Consider the following 18,109-nt stretch of genomic DNA (forward strand, 5'->3'; position numbering starts at 1 on the left):
CGGTCACTCCACCCCGACGACCGCCTTGGTCCGCGACCGCCCGGTGGCATCCTTGATCACGATGTACTCCAGGTCGACATGCGGCTCCAGTGCGCTGAACTTGTCGTTCGGGGCGCCGATGACCAGCTGGAAGCCGAGCCCGCGCCAGGCGTTGATCGCGCGGCCGGTGAACCGGGCATCCGCCTTGATCAGCGCCTCGTCCAGGAACACCGGCGCGTAGCGCGGCCGGTCGGCACCGGCGTCGCCGAGCTGGTAGCGCAGGGCGGCGCCGACGATGAACGCGACCAGCTCCTGCGACTCACCACCGGACTTCTCCCCGATGTGGTCGTACAGCGCGACGTGGTTGCCCTCCAGGTCGACCTTCTCCGCCGAGAGCCGGACGTGCCGGCGGACGTCGACCAGGTCGGCGAAGTCGGGTGCGGTGCGCCGGATCCGGTCGATCACCCGCGCCATCCGGGTGTAGCGGCGCTCGCGCTCCTCGTCGGTGGCCTCGGTGGCCAGTTCGTCCCGGAGGTCGCGCAGCTCCTTGCGGAACCGGGCGACCACGGTGGACTGGGTGTCCCGGGCGTCGATCCGCAGCCGGTGGTCGTCGTCGGCGAAGGGCAGCACGGCGAGGATGTCGTTGACCGGGCGGATGCGTTCCTTGATCTCCCGCACCGACCGGGACAGGGCGTTGTAGAGGTCGGTGAGGTCGTTGCCGGACAACCGGAGCAGGCTCTTGCGCCAGTCGGCCTCCAGCTCGTGCAGCCCGGAGGTCTCCAACTCGGTGAGGATGCGGTCGAAGTCGGCGAAGGCGCCGTCCGGGTCGGTGCCGAGGTTCGGGTCCGGCCAGCGCTCGACGAAGGTCTCGAAGATCCGGCGCAGGGTGTCCCGGGCGGTGCCGATGCCCTGCTCGGCCACCTGCCGGTCGGTGCGCAGCAGCTCGGTGGCCCGGGCGGCACGGGTGTCGAAGGCGTCCAGGGCGGCACGTGGCGTGCTCGGCGGCTGGTCGTCCGGGGTGCCGAGCAGGGCGTCCAGGTAGGCGCGCTGGTCGTCGGCGACGGTCACCTCGGCGTCCAGGGCATCGTCCAGTGCGCGCTGGGTGGCGTCCACGTCGTCGGTGACCGCGGACCAGGTGTCGGCGATCTGCTCGGTGTCGCCCTTGGCCCTGCCGAGCTGGTCGCTGAGCGACCGGATCTGCGCCTCCAACTCGGCGGCGCGGGCCTGCAAGGCGGTGACTTCGGGGTTCCCGGCGGTGACGTCCTCGATCACCTGGGCCCAGCGGTCGCGGTCGGCCTCGGCGGTGTCGGTGTCGACCTCGTCCCAGCTGGTCGCGTCGACGGCCCGGTAGGCCTCCAGCTCCGCGTCCTGTTGGTCCAGGCCGGCATCGGCGGACTCGACCTGCTGCTCGGCCAGCAGCAACCGGCGCTGGGCGGCCTCGATCTCCCGGTCCAGCTGCGCCAGACGACGGGTGTTGCTGAAGCCGAGCAGGTTGGCCCGGCCACCACCACCGTGCGCACCGCGGCTGCCCTCGGAGGTCTGACCGGTGCGGGTGAGGGCCTTGCGGTGCTGGGACAGCTCGCCGGTGGTGTCCACGCAGACGTAGGCGAAGCGGTTGGCGAGCTCGGTGCGCAGCCAGCCGGTGAACGCGCCGGACTTGAAGTCGAGCCGGCCGGGCAGGGTGCGCGGGTCCAGGGCCACGTCGGTGTGCAGGTCGGTGGGCACGCCCTCGAACCGGAGGCGTCGCCCGAGCTGCACGCCGTCGATGGCGTCCCGGAATCGGCGCAGATCGGCCATGTCCAGCAGCAGCTGGGTCGCGAAGCCGCCCAGTGCCAGGTTGAACGCCTCCCGCCACGGCTCGTGCTCGGCACGGACCTCGATCAGCTCGGCGACGAACGGCAGCTGCTCGGGGGTCATCCCGGCCGCCTCGGCCAGTGCGGCGCGGGCGTGCAGCAGCTCGCTCGGGATCGCGCCCTTGTGCGAGGTGGCGGCGACCCGGTCCGACCGCAGCCGGGCCAGCTCGATCGCGGCGTCCTTCTTCTCGGTCATCGCGTCGCCGAGCGCCCGGCGGGCGGTGGCCTTGGCGTCGCCGTCGGCGAGGGCCGCCCGCGCCTGGTCGACCAGCCGCTGGTAGTCGTTCTGGCCCTTGATGTCCCGGTCCAGGGCGTCTCGCACGATCTGGTCGATCCGGGTGCGGGCGACGGCGACCCGGGCCAGGCGCTCCTCGGCGGTGCGGTGCTCCCGCTGGGCGGTGGCGAGCCGGTCGCCGCCGGAGGACCACAGCGTCTCCTTCACCCCGTCCAGCTCGGCGCGGGCAGCCTCCACCCGGGCGGTGGTCTCGCTGACCTGGCGCTGGGCGCCGTGGTGTCGCTGCTGCAGGTCGTGCTCGACGTCCCGCAGCAGGTCCAGGCGCTGCTCGTGCCGCCAGAGCGCGGCGGGGGAGTTCGGGGCGTCCACGTCGCCGAGCTGTGCGATCACCCGGAGCCGGTCGGCCGACTCCTCGATCCGCTCCCGCAGCTCCCGGATCGGCTCCAGGGCCTTGACCTGCTGGCGGGCGGTGATCATCTGCTCACGGGTGCCGGAGAGCTTGTCGAACTGCTCGACCACGGCGTCGGCGGTGGCGAAGGTGCCCGGCTCCTCCAGCACCATGGCCTTGTACAGCGCATCGACGGTGGTGATCTGCTGCCCGGCCTGGATCCGGCCCAGCAGGCCGACCGCGCGGCTGCCGTCACCGGTGGCGCCGATGCCGAGGGTGGACCACAGCCGGGCGGTGAACTCGCGGTCGGTGTCGTAGGCGGTCAGCCCGGTGGCGGTGACGGCGGTGCGGCTCAGCCGCTCGGCGGCGGCCGGTTCCAGGGTGCTCAGGTCGTAATCGCCGTCAACGGTGGCCCGGACGGCGGTGACCTCCTCTAGGTGCCGGGCGGCCGACGGCACGTACCAGGCGCGCACGGCGGTGAACACCCGGCCGCCCTGATCCGCCCAGGTCATCGCGATCGCCGACCAGGTGTCCTTGCCGTCACCGCGCAGCACCCGCTCCCGGGTGCCCTCGTCGGTGCGCGACTCGTCCAGCTTGCCGCGCGAGTAGGACAGGATGTTGCGCTGGTCCTTGCCCCGGGGACGGCCGACCACGCCACCGTTGGACGCCCCGTTGAACGGGGTCGTGTGCGGCATCAGCAGGGCGATGTAGGCGTCCATCAGGGTGGACTTGCCGGAGCCGGAACCGCCGGACAGCAGGGTGGCGGTGGGGGCCAGCAGCACCCGGTGGTGGCCGTCGTAGCCGCCCCAGTTGACCAGCTGCAGGTCACGGGCCACCCACTGCTGACCGGTGGAGGCCGCAGGGATCAGCCCGAACAGGGTGTCCACCATCGTCATCGGTCGGTCTCCTCGAACAAGTCGTTCTCCTGCGGCGGTTCGGGCACGTCGTCGACCGGCGTCGGCTCCGGTGCGGGTTCCGGCGCGTCCTCGTCGACGACCACCTCGGCGCCCGGGGTGCGCAGCCACTCGCGCAGCTCGACCAGGCGCTCGTTGCTCAGCACCACCTCCACCAGCGGGGTGATCCGGTAACGACCCTCGGACGCCTCCTCGATCAGGCCGTCCTTCGCCAAGCGGGCCACCGCCGCGCGGATCTCGCGCTGCCGGGTCGCCAGGTTGGTGCCGGTCGGGTCGAAGTAGGTCAGCGCCGTCTGCTCGATCTCCTCGACGTCCACCCGGACCGAGGTCTCGCCGGCACCCCGCTCGCGCTGGAACACCGTCCGCAGGTGCACCAGGACCAGGGTCTCGGCGCGGGTGTAGGCGTCGTCGCGCAGCAGCACCGGCACATCCAGCTCGTCCGAGCGCACCTGCTTCTTGTAGGCGATGCCCCGGTCGTGGTCGACCACCAGGTGCACGAACAGGTCGTGCAGCCGGGACTCGATCACCTGCTGGTTGGCAAGCAGGGTCTTCCACTGCGCGGCGTTCTTCTCGGCCAGCAGGAACCGGCGCTGCAACAGGCGCACCAGCACCCGGCGCACGTCGGCGTCCAGCGTGCCGGAGTCCCCGGCGAAGAGTTCGCCCGGGTCCTCCTCCATGGAGACGGTGTCGATGAAGGCGTCAGTCATCTCATGTCCTCCGCCCGGACCGTGACGCCCTCGAAGGCGAAGCGGCGCGGGGTGCCGTCGGGGCGCACGGCCTCGACGTAGGCGATCGTGTCGGTCTCGGTGGGGCTGAACTGCTCGGCGATCTCCAGCAGACCGAGCAGGTCCACCGGTCGGCGCAGGTGCGCGGGTGCCGCTGCGAACGCTGTGGCCAGATCCGCGCTGTCGGCGTCGGTGTGCTCGGACAGCCAGCGGGTCAGGTACGCGCCGAGTTCGGCATAGTGCGGGCCGCCCCAGGCCCGGGCCTCGGCGTGCGAGACGTCCGGCTCGGAGTCGTCCTGGGCGGTCAGCGCATCCGGCGGCTGCGGCGGCCGCAGGTCACCCGGGGTCTGGCGCAGGTGGTCCACCTCCGCCACCGGCAGGCGCCGCAGCGGTTCCACCGCCTGACCACGACGGGAGTCCGGCATCCAGGTCTGCAGACCGGTCATCACGTCGCGTAGCAGGTCGTCCACCTGGCGGTCGCGCAGCGGGTCGTGGTTGCGCACCTGGGTGGTAATCACCGACGACGCCTCCCGCTGCGCGGCGAAGACCTGCTCCAGACCCTGCTCGATCCGGCGGCCGATATCGCTCAGCTCGGTGCGCTGCTGCGCGGGCAGCCGACGGGTGAAGGGGTGCCGCAGCACCACGTCCAACCGGGTCGCCAGGTCGTCGAGCTGCTCCGGGTCGCCGATCAGCCGCAGCGCCCCGGCGAACGCCCGGCCCTCGACCGTTGACTCCATCACGTGCTCGCCGCGCTCCAGGTACTCCCGCAGCACCTCGCCGGTGGGCCGCTCGTCCTGGCGCAGGGCGGTCACCACATCGCGCTGCATCGCCTTGATCGACTCGGCCACCCGGGCGAAGTCGCCGGGCAGCTCACGCACCAGGTGCAGGAGATTCTCGGCCTCCTCCAGCAGGGTCTCCTCGCCGACCTGCTCGACGGTGCCGGTGCGCTGGATGCGGGCGAGCTCCGCCTGCTTCTCCGCGATCTCGGCGTCCAGCCGGGCCATCGCGACCAGCACATCGGGGTCGGCGTGCTGGGCGAGCCGGTCCACCGCGTCCAGCAGGGTGCGCACCCGAGACTGGGACACCCGCGCCCGCGTCCCCCCGGCGCGACCGGCGACCTCCAGGGCTCCGACGGCGTGCGCCGACACCTGGTAGACCTCGACCTCGTCCTCCAGCACCTGCCGCACCAGCCAGCCGGCGTCGGCCCACTGGCGGCACAGATCGCGGGCGCTGCCGGTCGGCAGGTCGTCGCCGTGTCCGGCGGCACGCAACTGGTCCAGGGCGTCGGCGATCTCCGTGTGCGCGTCGTCCACCGGCACCGTCGGCCGCTCGGCGGTGAAGACCAGCGACAGCAGGGAGACGATGAGCGGGGCATGCCGCTTGTGCAGCAGGTCGAGCATCGGATTCTGGAACGCCCGGACGGCGCCCAGGTAGGCACCTTCGGCACGAGTGATCATCGCGGGCCAGCCTAGTGAAGTCCCGACGGTGCCCGTGCCACCCTGAGGCGGTGAGCTCCTACCGCGTGACCCTGATCGTCGGCCGCCTGCGCCCCGGCGCCACCCCGGAGCAGGTGCTGCCCGCCGCTGCCGACGCGGCGGGCGAGCTGGCCCGGGTCGAGGCGCGGGACCTGGAGGTGGTGGCCGGTGAGGCCCGGATCGTGGTGCGCTTCCTGGCCGACGACGACGCCCACGCCCGCTCGGTGGCCGGGCGGGTGGTCGGTGAGGTCTCCGGGCTCGCGACCGTCCCGGCCTCAGTGATCACCCGCCGCGAGGGGAGCCGCTGGCTCCCGGTCCTGACCCCGATCCCCTGACCCGGCCCCGCTGCCCGCCTCCGCCGCCCGCCTCCGCGGCCCGGCCGCCCGCCTCCGCGGCCCGGCCGCCCGCCTCCGCCGCCGAGTTCGGCACTTTCGCCCCGAAGTCGCTGTCTCAGGTACCGACCTCGGGCCCGAACTATCGAACTCGACACCTACCCGGGCGACGCCGACCGACCCGCGGTGCGGTGCGCCGCCGAGCCCGCCCCCGGCTGCCGAGGGGCCAGAACTCGAGGCGATCCGGGCGCGATGTGGCTCGGGTACTGCCCCCTCGGCGTTGGCCGGGCTAGCGTGCGGGTATGTCCGAGGTGATCGTGTCCGCTGAGGCACTGGCGCAGGAGCTCGCGCGGGTCCGGGTGCTCGACGTGCGGTGGCAGCTGAACGGCCCGCCGGGGATCGACGGGTACCGGGCCGGCCACATCCCCGGGGCGATCTACGTCGACCTGGACACCGAGCTCGCCGCACCGCCCAGCCCGGCCGGTGGTCGGCATCCACTGCCCGACCCGGCCGCCCTGCAACGGGCCGCCCGCACCTGGGGCCTGCGCCAGGGCGAGTTGGTGGTGGTCTACGACGACTCGGGGTCGATGTCCGCCGCCCGCGCCTGGTGGCTGCTGCGCTGGGCCGGGGTCGAGGACGTGCGCATCCTGGACGGTGGCCTCGCCGCCTGGACCGCCGGTGGCTTCGAGGTGGACCAGACCCAGGTGCACCCTCCGCTCGGCGACGTCGAACTCGACGGCGGTCACCTGCCGACCCTGGACGCCGACGGCGCCGCCGCCTGGCCGCAGGAGGGTCTGCTGCTGGACGCCCGCGCCGGTGAGCGGTTCCGCGGCGAGGTCGAACCTGTCGACCCCCGCGCCGGACACATCCCCGGCGCGGTCAGTGCGCCCACCGCGGAGAACCTCGGCGACGACGGCACCTTCCTGCCCACCGACGCTCTGACCCAGCGGTTCGCCGCTCTCGGTGCGCCCGCGGGTGGCCGGGTCGCCGTCTACTGCGGGTCCGGGGTCACCGCCGCGCACCAGGCGGCGGCATTGACCATGGCCGGGTACGAGCCGGTGCTGTACCCGGGCAGTTGGTCGCAGTGGTCCAGCGACCCGGATCGGCCGGTGGCGACCGGGGGCTGAGTCGCTCGTCGTCGTTGATGCGCAGACACCGGCTGGCTCCTCGTGTAGCCTTGAGTCACTAGACACCGGCCCCCACTGATGAGTTCATTCTCACCATGGGGCCGGTTTTCTTTTGTACGGTCATCAGGTGAAGTCCTTCCGCTCCCACGATGAGCTGGTCGCTCTGCTGCAGCAGCGTGGGATGGACGTCGACGACCCGATCCGAGCGCGCGCGACGTTGCGTCGCCACGGCTACCACCGTCTCGGCGGTTACCGGTATCCCTTCCGCCGCCCTCTGCCACCCGAGCGGGTCGACGTCGACGCGAGATCGTTCCGCTCGGATGACTACCAGTCAGGAACGCGCCTGGACGACGTGATCCAACTCGTCGAGTTCGACGCACGACTCCGTCAGGTCTGCCTGGTCGGATTGTTCGAATTCGAAGTTCGGTTGCGTGCGGCGATCGCTCACGCGCTCGCAGCACGGGACCCGTTGGCACACCGCGACGTCATGCATCTGGACGGGGCTGTCTGCGCGTCTTCCGCGAAAGGAGGCACCAAGTTCGAAGCGTGGATGGCTACGGCCGACAACGCGGAGAGGCGTGGTCGCGACGAGGACTACTGTGTGCACCACCGCGCACGAAGCAGTGATCCTCAGCTACCGGTGTGGGCGCTGGTCGAGCTGTTGGACTTCGGGTCCCTGCCCTATCTCTTCGACCTACTCAAGGTGGACGACCGCCGGGCGGTAGCCGAAGCGTTCGGAATCCGACACCCATCCAGCTTCGTCAAATGGGTGCACTCCTTGTGCGATCTGCGCAACGTCTGCGCGCACAACCAGAGGCTGTTCAACCGGTCGTTCAAGCGCACCCTCGTCGTGCGCACGCCAGGTATCGCGCCGGACCTGGATCACTTGGTGGCGTCGCACTACTACCCCGTCGGCACCGCCGCCAAGAAGCTCTACCCGGTTGTCGCGGTCCTGGCCACGGCGCTACGCGGTCACGAGAGCGGCAGCCAGTGGCCACTCGCGTTCAAGACGCAGGTGCGCAAGCTCCCATCGATCAGACTGTCGGCATCCGCGCGTCCACTGATCACCGCTGAGGATTCGATGGGATTCCCGTCGAACTGGGAGACGCTCCCCATGTGGAGCGGAGCCGTCACTCGGTAGTGGTGCCGCGGTCGCGGTCCTTGCTCGGCTGCACCCGCTTCGGTTCGCCGGGCATCTTGGGATACTCCGGCGGATAGGGCAGGTCGGCCAACCCGTGGTCGCGCTCGTCCCGGTCGGCCAGGTCGAGCAGGCCCGCCAGGGACCCACGGTCCGGCGCACCGGCGGTCAGCGGCGCGAACAGGTCCCCGACCTCGGCGAACCGGGCCGGGACGGTGCGCAGGTCGAAGTCGTCGGGATGGACGTCGCCCACCTCCTCCCACCGCAACGGCGTGGAGACGGTCGCTCGCAGATTGGGCCGGATGGAGTAGGCCGAGGCGATGGTGCGGTCGCGGGCCATCTGGTTGTAGTCGACGAAGATCGCCTCGCCACGCTCCTCCTTCCACCACTTGGTCGTGACCTGTCCTGGCAGCCGACGTTCCAGCTCCCGGCCGACGGCGATCGCCGCACGCCGACACTGGGTGAAGGTCCAGCGCGGCTCGATCGGCGCGAAGATGTGCAGCCCGCGGCCGCCGGAGGTCTTCGGGTACCCGGTCAGTCCGTGTTCGCTCAGGATCTCCCGGACGTGCGGCGCGACCCGGGCGGCGTCGGTGAAGTCGGTGCCGGGTTGGGGGTCCAGGTCGATCCGCAGCTGGTCCGGCGCCTCCACGTCGTCGGCGGTGACCGGCCACGGGTGGAAGGTCAGGGTGCCGAGGTTCGCCGCCCAGACCACCACGGCGAGCTCGGTGGGGCTGACCTCGTCGGCGGTGCGACCGGAGGGGAAGACGATCCGGGCGGTCTCGACGTACTCCGGCGCCCCCTGCGGCACCCGCTTCTGGAAGAACGCGTCACCGCGGTTGTCGGCGCGGGTGGACAGGGTGGCTCCGGGGAAGACGCCCTTCGGCCACCGCTCCAGGGTGGTGGGCCGGTGCAGCAGCGCGTTGAGGATGCCGTCGCCGACGGCGAGCAGGTACTCGACCACATCCAGCTTGGTGTAGCCCCGCTCGGCGAAGTACACCTTCTGCGGATTGCTGACCCTGACCGTGCGACCACGCACCTCGATCTCGGTCGCGGGGGAGGCACTGGGCGTCATGCCGCCACGGTAGGGCGGTGCGGGGTCCGGCGCTCGATGTGTGCGGAGCGCGACCGGCACCCGCCACCCCTGGCCGAGTCATCGATCCCTGTGACTACCGTCACTCCGCGCAGTCGGTAACGAGGCCGACCGCGGAATCGCAGGGGGACATCATGAATCGACGTCAGCGACTCACCAGCGCCGCGGCGGCCGTCGCCGTCACCGCGGGACTCGGCTTCGCCGCGGCACCGACCGCCTGGTCGCACGGGTACATCGGCGGCAGCAGTTCGCAGCTGATCGCCCGGGCCGCGATGCCGGGCAACACCGGCCTGGGCGCCGTGCAGTACGAACCGCAGAGCATCGAGGGACCGAAGGGCTTCCCGGCGCAGGGACCGGCCGACGGCACCCTGGCCTCCGGCGGCAACACCCGGTTCTCCGAGCTGGACCAGCAGAGCTCGACCCGCTGGGTGAAGAACCAGGTGACCACCGACCAGGTCAAGGTGTCCTGGAACTACACCGCGTTCCACGCCACGACCAAGTGGGAGTACTACATCACCAAGCAGGGCTGGAACCAGAACGCCCCGCTGTCCCGGTCGTCGCTGGAACTGATCGAGACCGTGCCGGGCAACGGTGCGGCCCCGGTCCAGGGCGTGCAGCACACCCTGGACATCCCGGCCGACCGGACCGGCTACCACGTGATCTACGCGGTGTGGGTGGTCGACAACACGTCCAACGCGTTCTACAACGCGATCGACGTCAACATCCAGTGACCCTCAGCCGAGCTGGACGTCGTGCCCGGCGGCGAGCGCGGCGTCCAGCTCGGCCAGGATGCGGCGGCACTCCGTGACGTCCCACGGGGTGCCCGCGATCTCGAACTCGAAGAGCACCGGACGGCCCGACCGCTCAGCGATCTGCCGACACGCCATCTGGTAGTGCCGCCCGAAGTTCCGGTTCCCGGAGCCCATCACCCCGACCATCCGGCGACGGTTGGTCGGATCGCGCAGGAACCGCCGGACCGCCTCGGGGATCGTGTCGTTGTTCTCGTTCCCGGTCTTGTACGACGGGGTCAGCAGCACCCAGGGGCCGTCGACCCGGCTCATCCTGTGCTGTCGCTCGGCCAGGTTGAACACCGGCCGGTCGAGGCGCTCGGCGAACGACCGCACCAGTCCGCTGGCGCTCGAGTAGTAGTACACCGGGGTCGTCCGCACCCGTTCAGCGAACCTCGGGTGATCGTGCGCGGACGAGGACGTTGGTCCCGGACAAGCCGAGGGCCGGATCCCCGTGCGGAGATCCGGCCCTCGGGTCAGCTCACTGCTGGTCGCCGGTACCCGACGCGGTCGGGGCCGAGCCCTCGCTGGTCGGGGTCTGGCCACCGGCTGCGGCCAGCGACTCGTGCGCGGCGGCGACCACGGCCTCGGCGGTGATGCCGAACTCGCGGTACAGGGTCTGGTAGTCGGCGGAGGCACCGTAGTGCTCCAGCGACACCGCGCGACCGGCCTCACCCAGCAGCTTGTGCCAGGACATCGCGATACCGGCCTCGACCGACACCCGGGCGCGGACGGACGTCGGCAGCACCGACTCGCGGTACTCCTCGTCCTGCTCGTCGAACCACTCCAGGCTCGGCGCCGACACCACGCGGGTGGCGACACCGGCGGCCTCGAGCTGCTCGCGCGCCTCGACGGCGAGCTGCACCTCGGAGCCGGTGCCGATCAGGATCACGTCCGGGGTACCGGAGGAGGCCTCCAGCAGCACGTACGCACCCTTGGCGACGCCCTCCGCCGAGGCGAAGCCCTGCTCGCCGCGCGGGAAGGTCGGCACGTTCTGCCGGGTCAGCACCAGGCCGACCGGGCCGTCGTGCCGCTCCAGGGTGGCCTTCCACGCCTGGGCGGTCTCGTTCGCGTCGGCCGGGCGCACGATGGCCAGGCCCGGGATCGCCCGCAGCGCGGTCAGGTGCTCCACCGGCTGGTGGGTCGGACCGTCCTCGCCCAGACCGATCGAGTCGTGGGTCCAGACGTAGATCGCCGGGACGCCCATCAGCGACGCGAGACGGACGGCGCCGCGCATGTAGTCGGAGAAGGTGAAGAAGGTGCCACCGTACGGCCGGGTCAGACCGTGCAGCGTGATGCCGGACAGGATCGCGCCCATCGCGTGCTCGCGGATGCCGAAGTGCAGCGTGCGGCCGAACTCGTCACCGGCGAACTCGTGGGTGGAGCGCTCCGCCGGGATGAAGGACGGCTCGCCCTTCATGGTGGTGTTGTTCGACCCGGCGAGGTCGGCCGAGCCGCCCCACAGCTCCGGCAGCACCGAGGCCAGCGCCGACAGCACCTCGCCGGAGGCGGAGCGGGTGGCGACGGACTTGCCGGACTCGAACACCGGCAGCTGGTCGGCCCAGTCGGCGGGCAGCTCGTGCGCCACCAGGCGGTCGAGCAGCTTCGCGCGGTCCGGGTTGGCCGAACGCCAGGCCTGGTAGCCCTTGTCCCACTCGGCCTGCGCGGCGGCACCGCGGTCGATGGCCTTGCGGGTGTGCGCGATCACCTCGGGGTCGACGTCGAAGGACTTCTCCGGGTCGAAGCCCAGGACCTCCTTCAGGCCACGGACCTCGTCGGTGCCGAGCTTGGAACCGTGCGAGCCGTGGGTGTTCTGCTTGGTCGGGGACGGCCAGGCGATGATGGTGCGCAGCCCGATGAAGGACGGCCGGTCGGTGACCCGCTTCGCCTCCTCGATGGCGGCGTACAGCGCGTCGACGTTCTCGGTGTAGTCGCCACCCTCGGTCCAGTCCACGAACTGCACGTGCCAGCCGTAGGCCTCGTACCGCTTGACGACGTCCTCGGTGAAGGCGATCTCAGTGTCGCCCTCGATCGAGATGTGGTTGTCGTCCCACAGGGCGATCAGGTTGCCGAGCTTCTGGGTGCCGGCGATCGAGGACGCCTCGGAGGTGACGCCCTCCTGCAGGTCGCCGTCGGAGGCGATCACGTAGACGAAGTGGTCGAAGGGGCTCGTGCCCGGGGCCGCCTCGGGGTCGAGCAGGCCGCGCTCGCGGCGGGCGGCCATCGCGAAGCCGACGGCGGAGGACAGACCCTGGCCCAGCGGGCCGGTCGTGATCTCCACGCCGTTGGTGTGCTTGTACTCGGGGTGGCCCGGGGTCTTGGAGCCCCAGGTGCGCAGCGCCTCGATGTCGGACAGCTCCAGGCCGTACCCGGACAGGTACAGCTGGATGTACTGGGTCAGCGAGGAGTGCCCCGCCGACAGGATGAAGCGGTCACGGCCCAGCCAGTGCGCGTCGGCCGGGTTGTGGCGCATGACGTTCTGGTAGAGCAGGTAGGCCGCGGGGGCCAGGCTGATCGCGGTGCCCGGGTGGCCGTTGCCGACCTTCTCCACGGCGTCCGCGGCCAGGACACGCACGGTGTCGACGGCCTTGCGGTCGAGCTCGGACCAACCGACCTGCTGGGCCAGGGGAGCCTTGGCGTTCACCACACCTCATTTCTGCCCGGATGCGGCACCCGGGCTCGGGGACGGGCTCGGACCGGTGGCGACCGGCCTCGGGCACTGCCACCGAGCCTAGACTCCCCGGGTCGGTCCGTGCCTGTGGCGAAGCAGACGTTCGGACCCTCCCGTCCACGGATCTGACCGAGGAATGGACTTCGATGTCCGCAGCGCGGGACGTTGACCTAGTCTTGACCGTGTGACAGACCCTCAGATCTCCCGCGAGGCCCGCAGCGGCCTGGCACGTCACGAGGTCCCGGACCCGCTCCGCAATGACGTCCGCATGCTCGGCGAGTTCCTCGGCCGGGTCATCCGGGAGTCCGGCGGAGACGATCTGTTCGACGACGTCGAGCGTGTGCGCGCGCTGACCATTCGTGCCCACGACGAGCAGGACCAGGCCGCGCTGGCCGAGGCCGAGGAACTCGTCGCGTCCTTCAGCATGGAGCGTGCGCAGCAGGTCGCACGCGCCTTCACGTGCTACTTCCACCTCGCCAACCTGGCGGAGGAGCACCACCGGGTGCGTGTGCTGCGCGACCGCGAGGCCGAGCTGCCCGCCGGTGAGCTGATGCAGGACGACTCGCTGCCCGCCGCCATCGACGCCCTGGCCCAGGAGGTCGGCCGCGACGAGGCCCTGCACCGGTTGCACGAGCTCGAGTTCCGCCCGGTGCTGACCGCGCACCCGACCGAGGCCCGTCGCCGGTCGGTGTCCCGGTCGATCCGGCGGCTGTCCGACCTGCTCGCCGAGCGCGACGCGCTCGCCGCCGGTGGCACCTCGCGGGCGGAGAACGACCGACGGGTGCTGGAGGAGATCGACGCGCTCTGGCGCACCTCGCCGCTGCGCGCCCAGAAGCCCACGGTGCTGGACGAGGTCCGCACCGTGATGAACATCTTCGACACCACGCTGTTCGAGACCTACCCGACCGTCTACCGGCGGCTGGACGACTGGCTGCGCGGTTCCGAGGCCGGTCGCACCGCCCCGCTGGTGAAGCCCTTCGTGCGACTCGGCTCGTGGATCGGTGGCGACCGGGACGGCAACCCGAACGTCACCGCCGAGGTCACCCGCGCCGCCGCCGCCCTGGCGAACGAGCACGTGCTGACCGCGCTGGAGGACTCGGCGCGCAAGATCTCGGCCAAGCTCACCCTGGACGACACCGGCACCCCGGCCTCCGCCGAGCTCACCGCGCTCTGGCACCGGCAGCGTGACCTGTCCGAGGACGCCGCCGCCAAGGCCGCCGCCGAGGTCAAGCACCAGCCGCACCGCCGGGCCCTGCGGATGATCGCCGAGCGGATCGCCGCCACCCGGCGTCGGGACGCCGACCTGTCCTACCCCGGTCCGGAGGCGCTGCTCGCCGACCTGGACGTGGTGCAGCAGTCCCTGGTCACCGCGGGCGCCCCGCGCGCCGCCTACGGCGACCTGCAGCGGCTGATCTGGCAGGTGCAGACCTTCGGGTTCCACCTCGCGGAGCTGGAGGTGCGCCAGCACTCGCAGGTGCACGCCGCCGCCCTGGCCGACATCGCCGCGAACGGGGTGGACGGCGAGCTGGAGCCGCGCACCCGGGAGGTGCTGGACACCTACCGCGCCCTCGGCGCCGTCCAGCGTCGCTACGGCGTGGCGGCCGCCCGGCGCTACATCGTCTCCTTCACCCAGGCGCCGGAACACCTCGAGGCCGTCTACCAGCTGGCCGAACTGGCGTTCCCGGACCCGGAGACCCGGCCGATCATCGACGCCATCCCGCTGTTCGAGACGTTCGCCGACCTGGAAGCCTCGGTCGACATCCTCGAGTCGATGCTGACCCTGCCGCAGGTGCAGGCACGGCTGGCGCAGAACGGCCGGCATGTCGAGGTCATGCTCGGCTACTCGGACTCGTCGAAGGACGTCGGTCCGGTCGCCGCCACCCTCGCCCTGGACGTGGCACAGAGCCGGATCGCCCAGTGGGGCAAGAAGCACGATCTGCGCCTGACCCTGTTCCACGGTCGCGGCGGTGCGCTCGGCCGTGGCGGCGGCCCGGCCAACCGCGCGGTGCTGGCCCAGCCCCCGGGCTCGGTCGACGGCCGGTTCAAGCTCACCGAGCAGGGTGAGGTCATCTTCGCCCGGTACGGCAATCCGACCATCGGCGCCCGGCACATCGAGCAGGTCGCCGCGGCGACCCTGCTGGCCAGTGCCCCCTCCACCGAGCAGCGCAACGCCGCCGCCACCGAACGGTTCGCCGGTCTGGCGTCCGCGATGGACGGCACCTCACGGGCCAGGTTCTACGAGCTGGTCCGTGCCGAGGGCTTCCCGCAGTGGTTCGCCCAGGTGACCCCGCTGGAGGAGATCGGTCTGCTGCCGATCGGCTCCCGGCCCGCGCGTCGTGGCCTGTCGGTGGAGTCGCTGGACGACCTGCGGGCGATCCCGTGGGTGTTCTCCTGGTCGCAGGCCCGGACCAACCTCGCCGGGTGGTTCGGCCTCGGCACCGCGCTGGACCAGGTCGGCGACCTCGCCGAGCTCCAGGCCGCCTACGCCGAGTGGCCGCTGTTCACCACGATGATCGACAACGTCGAGATGTCGCTGGCCAAGACCGACGAGCGTCTGGCGGAGCGGTACCTGGCGCTCGGTGACCGGGACGACCTGGCACGGTTGGTGCTGGAGGAGATGGCGCTGACCCGGCGCTGGGTGATGGCGATCACCGGCTCCGAGTCGATCCTGTCCCGGCGGCGGATCCTCGGCCGGGCGGTGCAGCTGCGCAGCCCGTACGTCGACGCGCTGTCCCTGCTGCAGATCCGGGCGCTGCGGGCGTTGCGGACCGGCGTCGCCGAGGAGCAGGTCGAGGAGAACAAGCGCCTGCTGCTGCTGACCGTGAACGGCGTGGCCGCCGGTCTGCAGAACACCGGCTGATCCGCCGACACGACGAAGGCCCCTCGGGTGATCCCGGGGGGGCCTTCGTCGTGTCGGCCGGAGGCTGGCCCGGCTGTCCCCGCAGGTCGGGGACAGCCGGGCGCGCGGCTCAGCCCCAGAGACGCTGGGTGGCCAGCTCGGCCCCCTCGACCAGGCTGCGCAGCTTGGCCCAGGCGATCTGCGGGTGGATCCGGCCGCCCAGACCGCAGTCGGTGGAGGCGATGACGTTCTCCCGGCCGACCAGCTGCGCGAACCGCTCGATCCGGTCCGCGACCAGCTCCGGGTGCTCGACCACGTTGGTGGCGTGCGAGACGACGCCCGGCAGGATCAGCTTGCCCTCGGGCAGCGTGACGTCCTGCCACACCTTCCACTCGTGCTCGTGCCGGACGTTCCCGGCCTCGAAGGAGTAGGCGCCCGCGTTGACCTCGAGCATCAGCTCGACGATGTCCTTCATCGGCAGGTCGGTGGTGTGCGGGCCGTGCCAGGAACCCCAGCACAGGTGGTAGCGGATCCGGTCCTCCGGCAGTCCGCGCAGCGCGTGGTTGAGCGCCTCCACCCGCACCCGGCTGAACGCCTGGTAGTCGGCGACCGAGGGCTCGGGGGTGATCTGGTCCCAGTTCTCGGCCAGCGACGGATCGTCGATCTGCAGGATCAGCCCGGCGTCGATGATGGCGCGGTACTCCTCGCGCATCGCGTCGGCGCACGCCCAGACGAACTCCTCGTCCGTGCCGTAGAACTCGTTGTCGATCCGGACCACGCTGCCCGGCGCGATCGAGGTGATGAACCCCTCGGTGTAGCCGTGCGCGGCGAGTCCGGCCTGGAAGTTGCTGATGTCCGCGGCGATCGCGTCCTGGCCGGTGTAGGTCACCGGTGCGACGGCGGTGGGGTACGGCTTCGGTGCACCCCCGGTGAAGATGCCCGAGGTCGGGTCGTCGTAGGCCTGCTCGAACCGGGCGCGGTCCCGTCGGTGGCCGAATCCGGTGGTGTGCACGTCGCCGGGGCCGGACTGCACGTCGCGGGTGATCCAGCTGTAGCCCTCGCGCAGTTCCAGGCCGCCGAGCCGCTGGAAGCAGTACGACCACCAGGCGCCGTAGTCGATCGGGGAGCTGGACGCCTTGCCGAGCTCGCCGTCACCGGGCACCGAGATGCCGATCTCCTCCTGCAGGCGGACCGTCTCGCCGACCGCGTCGGTGAGGACCTGGGCCACCTCCGACTGCTCGCCCGCCTCCGCCGCGGCGTGGGCGGCGGTCAGGTCGTCCAACCGCGGCAGGCTGCCGGCGTGGGTGGTGAGGATGCGGTCGGTGCTGCGCTTCATCGGGGCTCCCGGGTGACGGAATCGTGGCGCCGTCATCGTGGCACAGGGGATTGCTTGATGTGGCAGGCGTCTCAGCGTCGGGCCGGGCGGTTCAGGCCATCCGTGCGAACGGCGGGGTGAGTTCCCGCAGGACGTGCATCAGGATCCGGTTGAAGGCGACCGGCGCGTGGCTGTTCACGTCGTGCCCGGCGCGCGGGACCACCCACTGACGGCTGCCCGGCCGTGCCGACAGGTAGCGCCGCGCTCCGAAGCGCAGCGGATCGCGGGCACCGTTCACCAGCCACACCGGAAGTCCCACCCGGCGCAGATCCGACAGCGGCGAGTAGCCGTGCATCGCGCCCAGCATGTCGCCGACCACGTGCCAGGTGCTGTCCCGACGCCCGAACATCCGGACCGCACGGGTGGAGAGTCGACGGTAGGTGCGCAGCGGCTTGCCCTTGATCTCGGTCGAGCACCCGGCCAGCACGACGCCGGCCAGCCGCTCCTCGTGCCGGGCTGCGTAGGCGAGCGACATGTAGCCGCCCAGCGACAGGCCGACCAGCAGCGGCGGGGCAGCGCAGGACGCGACCGCCGCGTCGATCGCCGCCAGGGCCCCGTCGAAGCTGAAGCGCTCGCTCGCCCGGGTGCCGTGGCCCGGCAGATCGATCGCGAGCGTCGGATGCCCGTCCGCGGTGAGCGCCCGGACCTGGTCGTCCCAGATCTGAGCGGACGTACGGGTGCCGTGCACCAGGACGATCGGCTGCTCGATGGACATGTGCGCTTCTTCCGGTTCCGTGCCGTCGGGGTCTTCCTCCAGTCTGCACCCGCACTGTGTGCGCGGGGTGTGCCCTAGGGGGTGCTTGAGTACGGATCAGGGTCCGATCAGGGGACCTTCCCGATGTTCGTGAGTGGTGCCCCGGGCAGGCTGAGGGCACGGCCCGATCAGGGCGTGGACAGTGCGAGGGAGAGCAGAGCGATGACCGGCATCTACGAGTCGATGTGGCGCGGCGGACTGGTGCGGCCGCGGGCCGACCGGGTGATCGGGGGCGTCTGCACGGGTCTGGCGCGCAGGTTCGGGATCGATCCCTGGCCGATGCGATGGCTGTTCCTGATCGCGCTGATCGTCCTGCCCGGCAGCCCGATCCTGATCTACCCGGTGCTGTGGATCGTGATGCCGGACGAGGAGTGGGTCGCCCGCGAGCGCGGCGGCGTGCACTACTCCTGACCCGGCCGATTCCCA

The 18,109-nt window shown here is 71.5% G+C and carries 14 protein-coding genes; 6 read left to right on the forward strand and 8 right to left on the reverse strand.

Annotated elements, in window-relative coordinates; translation table 11 throughout:
• Nucleotides 1–3: 3 nt before the first annotated feature.
• The 3 genes from HGK68_RS02380 to HGK68_RS02390 are packed head-to-tail and all read right to left on the reverse strand — an operon-like array spanning nt 4 to nt 5,551.
• Nucleotides 4–3,351 carry an ATP-binding protein gene (locus HGK68_RS02380; protein WP_169164512.1) on the reverse strand — a complete coding sequence of 1,116 codons (3,348 nt, stop codon included), beginning with the start codon at nt 3,349–3,351 and terminating at the stop codon, nt 4–6.
• Entirely contained in the window at nt 3,348–4,076 is a 729-nt protein-coding gene (locus HGK68_RS02385) for a DUF4194 domain-containing protein (protein ID WP_169164513.1), read from the reverse strand. Before HGK68_RS02385 ends, HGK68_RS02380 begins: the two co-directional genes overlap by 4 nt.
• Nucleotides 4,073–5,551, reverse strand: a complete 1,479-nt coding sequence (locus HGK68_RS02390) for a DUF3375 domain-containing protein (protein WP_169164514.1) — start codon at nt 5,549–5,551, stop codon at nt 4,073–4,075. The genes HGK68_RS02385 and HGK68_RS02390 overlap by 4 nt, the downstream gene beginning before the upstream one ends.
• Before the next feature lie 50 nt (nt 5,552–5,601).
• Here HGK68_RS02390 and HGK68_RS02395 point away from each other — a divergent pair, with 50 nt between their 5' ends.
• From HGK68_RS02395 to HGK68_RS02405, 3 genes are all read left to right on the forward strand, one after another.
• The gene (locus HGK68_RS02395; RefSeq protein ID WP_169164515.1) at nt 5,602–5,904 is read left to right on the forward strand and encodes a hypothetical protein; all 303 of its coding nucleotides are present in this window, start codon (nt 5,602–5,604) and stop codon (nt 5,902–5,904) included.
• A gap of 299 nt (nt 5,905–6,203) precedes the next feature.
• A complete protein-coding gene (locus HGK68_RS02400) occupies nt 6,204–7,028 on the forward strand; it encodes a sulfurtransferase (protein WP_169164516.1) in 825 nt (274 codons plus the stop codon).
• A gap of 127 nt (nt 7,029–7,155) precedes the next feature.
• Nucleotides 7,156–8,169, forward strand: coding sequence for an Abi family protein (locus HGK68_RS02405; RefSeq protein ID WP_169164517.1), 1,014 nt, complete (start codon nt 7,156–7,158; stop codon nt 8,167–8,169).
• Here the strand turns inward: HGK68_RS02405 and HGK68_RS02410 are convergent.
• Nucleotides 8,159–9,238, reverse strand: a complete 1,080-nt coding sequence (locus tag HGK68_RS02410) for a DNA polymerase domain-containing protein (protein WP_169164518.1) — start codon at nt 9,236–9,238, stop codon at nt 8,159–8,161. The two genes, HGK68_RS02405 and HGK68_RS02410, sit on opposite strands and share 11 nt — an antisense overlap.
• A 152-nt stretch (nt 9,239–9,390) precedes the next feature.
• Between HGK68_RS02410 and HGK68_RS02415 the strand changes: the two genes are divergently transcribed.
• Nucleotides 9,391–9,987 (forward strand): lytic polysaccharide monooxygenase, encoded by a 597-nt coding sequence (locus tag HGK68_RS02415; protein ID WP_169164519.1) that lies wholly within the window; start codon nt 9,391–9,393, stop codon nt 9,985–9,987.
• A gap of 3 nt (nt 9,988–9,990) precedes the next feature.
• On the opposite strand, the gene nrdI is transcribed toward HGK68_RS02415, so the two are convergent.
• Together nrdI and tkt are read right to left on the reverse strand one after the other, a co-directional pair.
• On the reverse strand, nt 9,991–10,425 hold the full coding sequence (gene nrdI / locus HGK68_RS02420; protein ID WP_169164520.1) for a class Ib ribonucleoside-diphosphate reductase assembly flavoprotein NrdI: 435 nt from the start codon (nt 10,423–10,425) through the stop codon (nt 9,991–9,993).
• A 100-nt stretch (nt 10,426–10,525) separates the two neighbouring features.
• Complete coding sequence (tkt, locus tag HGK68_RS02425; protein ID WP_169164521.1) at nt 10,526–12,688, reverse strand: transketolase; 2,163 nt, start codon at nt 12,686–12,688, stop codon at nt 10,526–10,528.
• Between the two features lie 295 nt (nt 12,689–12,983).
• On the opposite strand from tkt, the gene HGK68_RS02430 reads away from it, so the two are divergent.
• A complete protein-coding gene (locus tag HGK68_RS02430) occupies nt 12,984–15,575 on the forward strand; it encodes a phosphoenolpyruvate carboxylase (protein WP_169166902.1) in 2,592 nt (863 codons plus the stop codon).
• A 109-nt stretch (nt 15,576–15,684) separates the two neighbouring features.
• Here the strand turns inward: HGK68_RS02430 and HGK68_RS02435 are convergent, their stop codons facing one another.
• Nucleotides 15,685–16,890 carry a cobalamin-independent methionine synthase II family protein gene (locus HGK68_RS02435; RefSeq protein WP_169164522.1) on the reverse strand — a complete coding sequence of 402 codons (1,206 nt, stop codon included), beginning with the start codon at nt 16,888–16,890 and terminating at the stop codon, nt 15,685–15,687.
• A gap of 91 nt (nt 16,891–16,981) precedes the next feature.
• Nucleotides 16,982–17,644, reverse strand: a complete 663-nt coding sequence (locus tag HGK68_RS02440; protein WP_169164523.1) for an alpha/beta fold hydrolase — start codon at nt 17,642–17,644, stop codon at nt 16,982–16,984.
• Between the two features lie 201 nt (nt 17,645–17,845).
• Between HGK68_RS02440 and HGK68_RS02445 the strand changes: the two genes are divergently transcribed.
• Entirely contained in the window at nt 17,846–18,094 is a 249-nt protein-coding gene (locus HGK68_RS02445) for a PspC domain-containing protein (protein WP_169164524.1), read from the forward strand.
• Nucleotides 18,095–18,109 lie beyond the last annotated feature (15 nt).

This window comes from Cellulomonas taurus, from assembly GCF_012931845.1.
Taxonomy (GTDB): domain Bacteria; phylum Actinomycetota; class Actinomycetes; order Actinomycetales; family Cellulomonadaceae; genus Cellulomonas; species Cellulomonas taurus.

Coding starts and splice junctions, on each gene's coding strand:
- HGK68_RS02380 (WP_169164512.1), bottom strand. CDS start 3,351: ATGACGATGGTGGACACCCTGTTCGGGCTGATCCCTGCGGCCTCCACC.
- HGK68_RS02385 (WP_169164513.1), bottom strand. CDS start 4,076: ATGACTGACGCCTTCATCGACACCGTCTCCATGGAGGAGGACCCGGGC.
- HGK68_RS02390 (WP_169164514.1), bottom strand. CDS start 5,551: ATGATCACTCGTGCCGAAGGTGCCTACCTGGGCGCCGTCCGGGCGTTC.
- HGK68_RS02400 (WP_169164516.1), top strand. CDS start 6,204: ATGTCCGAGGTGATCGTGTCCGCTGAGGCACTGGCGCAGGAGCTCGCG.
- HGK68_RS02410 (WP_169164518.1), bottom strand. CDS start 9,238: ATGACGCCCAGTGCCTCCCCCGCGACCGAGATCGAGGTGCGTGGTCGC.
- HGK68_RS02415 (WP_169164519.1), top strand. CDS start 9,391: ATGAATCGACGTCAGCGACTCACCAGCGCCGCGGCGGCCGTCGCCGTC.
- HGK68_RS02430 (WP_169166902.1), top strand. CDS start 12,984: ATGCTCGGCGAGTTCCTCGGCCGGGTCATCCGGGAGTCCGGCGGAGAC.
- HGK68_RS02435 (WP_169164522.1), bottom strand. CDS start 16,890: ATGAAGCGCAGCACCGACCGCATCCTCACCACCCACGCCGGCAGCCTG.
- HGK68_RS02440 (WP_169164523.1), bottom strand. CDS start 17,644: ATGTCCATCGAGCAGCCGATCGTCCTGGTGCACGGCACCCGTACGTCC.
- HGK68_RS02445 (WP_169164524.1), top strand. CDS start 17,846: ATGACCGGCATCTACGAGTCGATGTGGCGCGGCGGACTGGTGCGGCCG.